The sequence below is a fragment of the Streptomyces sp. NPDC002602 genome (genome assembly GCF_042889445.1).
GTDB lineage: Bacteria > Actinomycetota > Actinomycetes > Streptomycetales > Streptomycetaceae > Streptomyces.
On record NZ_JBIAQX010000001.1, the window covers coordinates 945,348 to 953,010 of the forward strand.

Here is a 7,663-nt window from a genome sequence, read left to right on the forward strand (position 1 = left end):
AGATCAGCCGATTCCGGGGATGAGGGAGATGAGGAGGTCGATGACCTTGATGCCGATGAACGGGGCGATCAGACCGCCCACCCCGTACAGGCCGAGGTTGCGGCGGAGCATCTTGTCGGCGCTCGTCGGCCGGTACCGCACGCCCTTGAGGGCGAGCGGTACGAGCGCGATGATGATCAACGCGTTGAAGACGACGGCCGAGAGGATCGCGGACTCGGGCGAGCTCAGGCCCATGACGTTGAGCTTGTCCAGGCCCGGGTAGACCACGGCGAACATCGCCGGGATGATCGCGAAGTACTTGGCGACGTCGTTGGCGATGGAGAACGTCGTCAGCGCACCGCGCGTGATCAGCAACTGCTTGCCGATTTCCACGATCTCGATGAGCTTGGTGGGGTTGGAGTCCAGGTCCACCATGTTCCCGGCCTCCTTGGCGGCCGAGGTACCGGTGTTCATCGCGACGCCGACGTCGGCCTGGGCGAGGGCGGGTGCGTCATTCGTGCCGTCGCCGGTCATCGCGACCAGCTTGCCGCCGGCCTGCTCGCGCTTGATGAGGGCCATCTTGTCCTCGGGCGTGGCTTCCGCGAGGAAGTCGTCCACGCCCGCCTCTTCGGCTATGGCCTTCGCGGTGAGCGGATTGTCGCCCGTGATCATGATCGTCTTGATGCCCATGCGCCGCAGCTCGTCGAAGCGTTCGCGCATGCCTTCCTTCACGACGTCCTTGAGGTGGATGACACCCAGGACCCGGGCGCCCCGGTCGTCCTTGACGGCGACGAGGAGGGGCGTGCCGCCGGCTTCCGAGATCCGGTCGGCGAGGACGCCGGCGTCGTCGGAGACCTGACCGCCCTGATCCTTCACCCAGGTGATGACCGAGCCGGCGGCGCCCTTGCGGGTCTCGCGGCCGTCCACGTCCACGCCGGACATGCGGGTCTGGGCGGTGAAGGCGATCCACTCGGCGCCGGCGAGCTCGCCCTGACCGCGTTCGCGCAGCCCGTACCTCTCCTTCGCCAGGACCACGATCGAGCGGCCCTCGGGAGTCTCGTCCGCCAGCGACGAAAGCTGCGCGGCGTCCGCGAGTTCGGCGTCCGTGGTGCCCTTGACCGGTACGAACTCGGAGGCTTGGCGGTTGCCGAGGGTGATGGTGCCGGTCTTGTCGAGCAGCAGCGTCGACACGTCGCCCGCCGCTTCCACCGCGCGGCCGGACATGGCCAGGACGTTGCGCTGGACCAGGCGGTCCATGCCGGCGATGCCGATGGCGGAGAGCAGGGCGCCGATGGTGGTGGGGATCAGGCAGACCAGCAGGGCGGTGAGCACGATCATCGACTGCTCGGCGCCCGCGTAGATGGCGAACGGCTGGAGTGTGACCACGGCCAGCAGGAAGACGATGGTGAGGGAGGCGAGGAGGATGTTCAGCGCGATCTCGTTGGGCGTCTTCTGCCGGGCCGCGCCCTCGACGAGGGCGATCATGCGGTCGATGAAGGTCTCGCCGGGCTTCGTCGTTATCTTGACGACGATCCGGTCGGAGAGGACCTTCGTGCCACCCGTGACCGCGCTGCGGTCGCCGCCCGACTCGCGGATGACGGGCGCGGATTCGCCGGTGATCGCCGACTCGTCCACCGAGGCGACGCCCTCGACGACGTCACCGTCGCCGGGGATGATGTCGCCCGCCTCGCAGACCACCAGGTCGCCGATACGGAGCTCCGAGCCGGGGACCCGCTCCTCCATCGAGCCGTGGAGGCGGCGGGCGACCGTGTCCGTCTTCGCCTTGCGCAGGGTGTCGGCCTGGGCCTTGCCGCGGCCCTCGGCGACGGCCTCCGCCAGGTTCGCGAAGATCGTGGTCAGCCACAGCCAGGCGGTGATCGCCCAACCGAACCAGTCCGTCGGGTCCTTGACCGCCAGCACGGTCGTGACGACCGAGCCGATCAGGACCACGAACATGACGGGGGATTTGATCATCACGCGGGGGTCGAGCTTGCGCACCGCGTCCGGGAAGGACTTCAGCAGTGCCTTGGGATCGAACAGCCCTCCGCCGACTCGGTCGGCCGCGGGCTTGTGCCCGGTGGGAACGTTCTCGTGCGGAGCAGGGGTGGGAGTGGCGGTGCTCATGAGGCGAGCCCTTCGGCGAGCGGCCCCAGCGCGAGGGCGGGGAAGTAGGTCAGGCCGGTGATGATGACGATCGTGCCGACGAGCAGGCCCGCGTAGAGCGGCTTGTCGGTACGGAGCGTGCCCGCCGTCTCCGGCACGGGCTTCTGCTCGGCGAGCGAGCCGGCCAGTGCGAGGACGAACACCATGGGCAGGAAGCGGCCGAGCAGCATGGCGATGCCGATGGTCGAGTTGAACCACTGGGTGTCGGCGTTGAGTCCGGCGAAGGCGGAGCCGTTGTTGTTGGCGCCCGAGGTGTAGGCGTAGAGGATCTCGGAGAAGCCGTGCGCGCCGGAGTTCGTCATGGAGTCGCCCGGGGTGGGCAGGGCCATCGCGGCCGCGGTGAAGCACAGCACCAGGGCCGGGGTGACGAGGATGTAGCAGGCGGCGAGCTTGATCTCGCGGGTGCCGATCTTCTTGCCGAGGTACTCGGGGGTGCGGCCGACCATCAGGCCGGCGATGAACACCGCGATGATCGCCATGATCAGCATGCCGTAGAGGCCGGATCCGACCCCGCCGGGGGCGATCTCGCCGAGTTGCATGCCCAGCATGGTGATGCCGCCGCCGAAGCCCGTGTAGGAGGAGTGGAAGGAGTTGACCGCGCCGGTCGACGTGAGCGTCGTGGCCACGGCGAAGATCGAAGAGCCTGCGATCCCGAAGCGGGTCTCCTTGCCCTCCATGGCGCCGCCGGCGACGTCGAGGGCCGGGCCGTGGTGGGCGAACTCGGTCCACGTCATCAGAGCCGTGAACGCGATCCAGATGACGCCCATCGTCGCGAGGATCGCGTAGCCCTGGCGCAGGTTGCCGACCATGCGGCCGAAGGTCCGGGTCAACGCGAACGGGATCACCAGGATCAGGAAGATCTCGAACAGGTTCGAGAAGGGGGTCGGGTTCTCGAAGGGGTGGGCGGAGTTGGCGTTGAAGTAGCCGCCGCCGTTCGTGCCCAACTCCTTGATGACCTCCTGCGAGGCCACCGCCCCGCCGTTCCACTGCTGCGACCCGCCCGCGAACTGGCCGACCTCGTGGATCCCGGCGAAGTTCTGGATGACACCGCAGGCGACCAGGACGACCGCGCCGATCACGGAGATCGGGAGCAGGACGCGCACGGTGCCGCGCACCAGGTCGGACCAGAAGTTGCCGAGCTCACCGGTGCGGGAGCGCGCGAAGCCCCGTACGAGCGCCACCGCGACGGCCATGCCGACGGCGGCGGAGACGAAGTTCTGCACCGCGAGTCCGCCGGTCTGTACGACGTGACCCATGGCCTGTTCGCCGTAGTACGACTGCCAGTTGGTGTTCGCCACGAAGGACGCGGCGGTGTTGAAGGCCTGGTCCGGGTCGATCGACACGAAGCCGAGCGAGCCGGGCAGGCTGCCCTGCAGGCGCTGAAGGGCGTAGAGGAACAGGACGCTCACCACCGAGAAGGCGAGGACGCCGCGCAGGTAGGCGGGCCAGCGCATCTCGGCGTTCGGGTTGGCGCCGATGGCCTTGTAGATCCACTTCTCCGGTTTGTAGTGCTTCTCGGAGGAGTAGACCCGGGCCATGTGGTCGCCGAGCGGGCGGTAGGCCAGCGCGAGCGCGGCGATCAGCGCGAGGAGCTGGAGCGCACCAGCGGTCATGGGGCTCATGGCAGTGCTCAGAACCTCTCCGGATACACAAGGGCCAGGACGAGGTAACCGAGCAGTGAGACGGCCACGACGAGGCCGACGACGTTCTCGACGGTCACAGCTTGGTCACCCCCCGGGCGATGAGAGCCACCAGCGCGAACACCGCGACCGTGGTGACGACGAAGGCCAGATCGGCCATCGCGAGCTCCTGAGTGAAGTGGGAAGAAATGAATCAGCCAGTTGGCTGATGACGAGACAACCGCGTCCTCACCCGGGTGTTAAGCCGCCTTGACGGGGTCCATACGGCTGCCCCGCAACCCTTGACGCCACTTTTACGGGAGGCCGCGCGGCGGATGTCGAGGAGGGGGGGAGGGCAACCGCGGGCGGGTCCCCTTCGCGACGCGATGCGGAGGTCCGGGAGGTGGTCGGGCCTGGTGAGGAAGCCGGAACGTGCCGTGCGGGGTGAGCGCCCATACGCTGGAGGGGACACCTCCGGACTTCGGTGGGAGGCCGCCCCATGAGCAGGCGTTGGACCGCGCGTCTGGCCCTCGCGGCGGGCGTGGCCGCGCTCGTGGTGCTGGTGGTCTTCGCCGGGCTCGGCAGCCTCGTGCTCATGGGGGTGGGGTGGGCGGGTCTGGTGCTCACGGCGGCCGGTGGCTGGTGGATGCTCACCCACACCGGCTGGATCCGGGCACTGGCCGCGCTGCTGGCGATCGCCGCGCCGCTCGGTGTTCTGGTCCTGTACGCCGCCGCCGGACTGTTGTGGGTCGTGCTGCTCTCGCTCGGTCTGTGGGCATTGGCCGTTTCCGCGGGCAGGGCCGCGCTCGCGGACGACACCTCGCCGGGCATGCCGGAGCGGTCCGTCGGTCGGGCCGAGCACCCGTTCCTGATCATGAATCCGCGCTCGGGCGGCGGGAAGGTCGGCAAGTTCCGCTTGGCGGAGCGGGCCAGGGCCAAAGGTGCCGAGGTCGTCGTGCTGGACCCGGCCGAACGGCAGGACGTGGCCGAGCTGGCGCGGCGGGCCGTCCGCGGCGGGGCCGATCTGCTCGGCGTCGCGGGTGGCGACGGCACACAGGCCCTGGTCGCCGGCGTGGCCGCGGAGCACGACCTCCCGTTCGTGGTGATCGGCGCCGGCACCCGCAACCACCTCGCCATGGACCTGGGACTCGACCGGGAGGACCCCTCCAGGTGTCTGGAGGCGCTGGACGACGGCGTCGAACTGCGCATCGACCTCGGCTACCTCCAGGGGGGAAGCGCGGCGGACCGGAGCGCGGAGCGCGTCTTCATCAACAACGCCTCGTTCGGCGTGTACGCGGAAGTCGTGCAGAGTCCCGCCTACCGCGACGACAAGGCCCGCACCATCCTGGAGATGCTGCCGGACCTGCTGACCCACCAGAGCGGCGCGGTGTTGAGCGTCCGTGCCGACGCGCTGACCGTGGAGGGGCCCCAGGCCGTACTGGTGAGCAACAACCCCTATGCGAGGGGTGACTCGGCGGGACTGGGGCGCCGGCAGACACTGGACTCCGGCGAGCTCGGGGTGCTGTGTGTCGGCGTCGGCAACGCCGCCGAGGCCACCGAGCTCCTGCTGCGGGGAGGACAGGGCCGCGGGTTGACCGCGGCCACCGCCCGAGAGGTCGTCGTCGACGCCGACGCCCCTGTCATACCGGTCGGTGTCGACGGCGAGGCCCTGATGTTGCCCACTCCGGTGCGCTGCCGTCTCGCGCCGGGCGCTCTGCGCGTGCGGGTGCCCCGGCACCGGCCCGGCGTGCCGCACGTCGCACCGCCGATGGACTGGCGTCGGGTACGGAGTCTGGCGCTGTCGATGGGACGGGCGGCGGCCGGGCACGGAACCGCTTGATGCGATGGGTGTGGGCCCCGGGTTGATGCGATGGGTGTGGCTTTCGGGTGGCTCAGCCGTGGCCCAGGGACGGTGCGGGGCCCCCTCCGACGCCTTCCGCGGCGGCCGCGGTGATGCCGGAGAGCGCGTCGGTGAGGTCGGTGTGGACGTGGAAGACGTCCCGGGTGCCGGTGATGTCCAGGCGGTGGGTCAGGGAGTGGCTGAGAGGGCCGACGAGGCGGAGGCGGGTGCGGACGGCCAGGAGCAGGCCGAGCAGGCTTTCGTCGGCGTACCGGAGGGCCCCGAGGTCGACGATCAGCGGGAGGCGGTCCGCGGCGAGGACGCGGGTGAAGGCCGCGCGCAGTTCCGCCTCGTCCCCGCAGTCGACGGTGCCGCGCAGGACCAGCACCCGGGCGGGCGGGTGTGGGACGCGGGTTTCAAGGATGGTGAGCCGGTGGGAATGATCCGTTCTGGGTTCCATGGCGGGGCTTTCAGCTGGGGTGCTGCTCGGGGACGCGCAGGGCCAGGAGGGCCGTGTCGTCGCTGGTCCATCCTTCGTGCCGGGCGGCCAGGGTGTCGTTGATGTGGCTGATGGTGTCGGCGGCGTTCATGCCGGCCGTGTCGGCGAGGGTGCGGGCCAGGTCGGCGTCGTCGAAGACGTCGTGCTCGCGGTCGGGGGCCCCGGGGCGGGCGCGTGCCTCGGTCGCGCCGTCGGTGTAGAGGAGGAGCAGGTCGCCCGGGGCGAGCCAGAACCTGGCGTCGGCCAGGCGGATGGGGTCGAAGACACCGAGGAGCTGCCCGGGCCTGCCGATCTCGCGGACGGTGCCGTCGGTTCGGCGGACGAGGGCGGGCGGGTGGCCGGCCAGGGCGAGGGTTCCCGCGAGCCCACCGCGGGTGGTCCGGAAGCGGGCGTAGACGGCGGTGAGGAAGCGAGGAGCGTGCTGGGCGAGCATCGCGGTGTTGAGGCGGTCGAGGAGGCCGGCGGGGGACCGGTTCTCGCCGGCCTCGGCGCGGATCGTGTAACGGGCCATCGAGGACACCTGGGCGGCCTGCACCCCTTTGCCGCACACGTCGCCGAGGACCGCGGCCCAAGAGGAGCCGCGGGTGCGGAACAGGTCGTAGAAGTCGCCGCCGACCTCGATGTCGGAACGGCCCGAGCGGGAGGCGGGCAGGTAGGACGCCGCCACCTCCACGCCCGGTACCAGGGGCAGGGCCGGCGGCAGCAGTCCCTGCTGGAGCGAGTGGGCGAGGTCCGCCGACAGGGTGTGCGCCTTCCGGGCGGCGGTCAGGGACTGGCGCAGGCCGATCTCGGCGCCGACCGAGCGGGCGAGCGTCTCCAGCGTGGTCAGATCGGCGGGCGTCCAGACGCGGGGACTGTCGTCGATGACGCAGAAGCTGCCCAGCACCTCGCCGCCCGCCGCGAGGAGGGGGTATCCGGCCCAGGCGCCGATGCGCATCGGCTTGACCGAGGGATGGTCACGGGTGCGGGGGTCGTTGGCGGCGTCGTCCACGATGAACGGCTGCCCGTCGAGACCGATCAGGAAGAAGCAGAAGCTCTCCTCCACCGGATTCTGCCGGTCCTCGATCGCGGTCGCGTCGACCCCTACGCAGGCCTTCCAGAACGAGCGCCGGTCGTCCACCAGCGTGATGAACGCCCGCCCCGAGGCGGTGACCCGGGCGGCGAGGCCCGCGAGGTCCTCGAAGACCTGCTCCGGCCCGGTATCGAGCAGCTCCGTCGCCCTGACCGCCGCCAACCGATCCCGGTCCCACAGCTGTCTCGGCAACCCGTCCGTCTTCTCCCGCACCACTACTCCCGCACCCGTCGTCCCGGCCCCGCCTCTCCGCAGCGCCCGAACCCGCCGAACCGCAGTCTTGGAGTGTCTGTCCAGACAACAGCCAACCACGCCCCACCAGCCCCACCAACCTGCGCCGACAGGGAGCCGTCACCCGACGGTCCCGCGCACGGCGCCGTGTACGGGGGGTGCGGGGGGGCGCCCCCCCGGGGGGGGGGGGGGCCCCCCCCCCCCCCGCCCCCCCCCCGCCCCCCCCCGGCCCCCCCCGGGGGGTTTTGGGAGAAGGGCCC

Annotated in this window: 6 protein-coding genes; 1 reads left to right on the forward strand and 5 read right to left on the reverse strand. The window is 70.7% G+C overall.

The features are described 5' to 3' along the window. Positions 1–3: 3 nt before the first annotated feature. The 3 genes from kdpB to kdpF are packed head-to-tail and all read right to left on the reverse strand — an operon-like array spanning position 4 to position 3,862. The gene (gene kdpB / locus ACFYW3_RS03830; protein ID WP_389385425.1) at positions 4–2,103 is read right to left on the reverse strand and encodes a potassium-transporting ATPase subunit KdpB; all 2,100 of its coding nucleotides are present in this window, start codon (positions 2,101–2,103) and stop codon (positions 4–6) included. After that, positions 2,100–3,764: a potassium-transporting ATPase subunit KdpA gene (gene kdpA / locus ACFYW3_RS03835; protein ID WP_389385426.1), complete on the reverse strand. Its 1,665-nt coding sequence runs from the start codon at positions 3,762–3,764 to the stop codon at positions 2,100–2,102. Before kdpA ends, kdpB begins: the two co-directional genes overlap by 4 nt. Positions 3,765–3,772: 8 nt before the next feature. Next, positions 3,773–3,862 (reverse strand): K(+)-transporting ATPase subunit F, encoded by a 90-nt coding sequence (kdpF, locus tag ACFYW3_RS03840; RefSeq protein ID WP_037860493.1) that lies wholly within the window; start codon positions 3,860–3,862, stop codon positions 3,773–3,775. Positions 3,863–4,260: 398 nt separating this feature from the next. On the opposite strand from kdpF, the gene ACFYW3_RS03845 reads away from it, so the two are divergent. Next, positions 4,261–5,601, forward strand: a complete 1,341-nt coding sequence (locus ACFYW3_RS03845; RefSeq protein ID WP_389385427.1) for a diacylglycerol/lipid kinase family protein — start codon at positions 4,261–4,263, stop codon at positions 5,599–5,601. Between the two features lie 52 nt (positions 5,602–5,653). Here ACFYW3_RS03845 and ACFYW3_RS03850 read toward each other — a convergent pair whose 3' ends face one another. Together ACFYW3_RS03850 and ACFYW3_RS03855 are read right to left on the reverse strand one after the other, a co-directional pair. After that, complete coding sequence (locus tag ACFYW3_RS03850; RefSeq protein ID WP_351752200.1) at positions 5,654–6,061, reverse strand: STAS domain-containing protein; 408 nt, start codon at positions 6,059–6,061, stop codon at positions 5,654–5,656. A gap of 10 nt (positions 6,062–6,071) precedes the next feature. Next, positions 6,072–7,385, reverse strand: coding sequence for a PP2C family protein-serine/threonine phosphatase (locus tag ACFYW3_RS03855; protein ID WP_389385428.1), 1,314 nt, complete (start codon positions 7,383–7,385; stop codon positions 6,072–6,074). Positions 7,386–7,663: the final 278 nt, after the last annotated feature.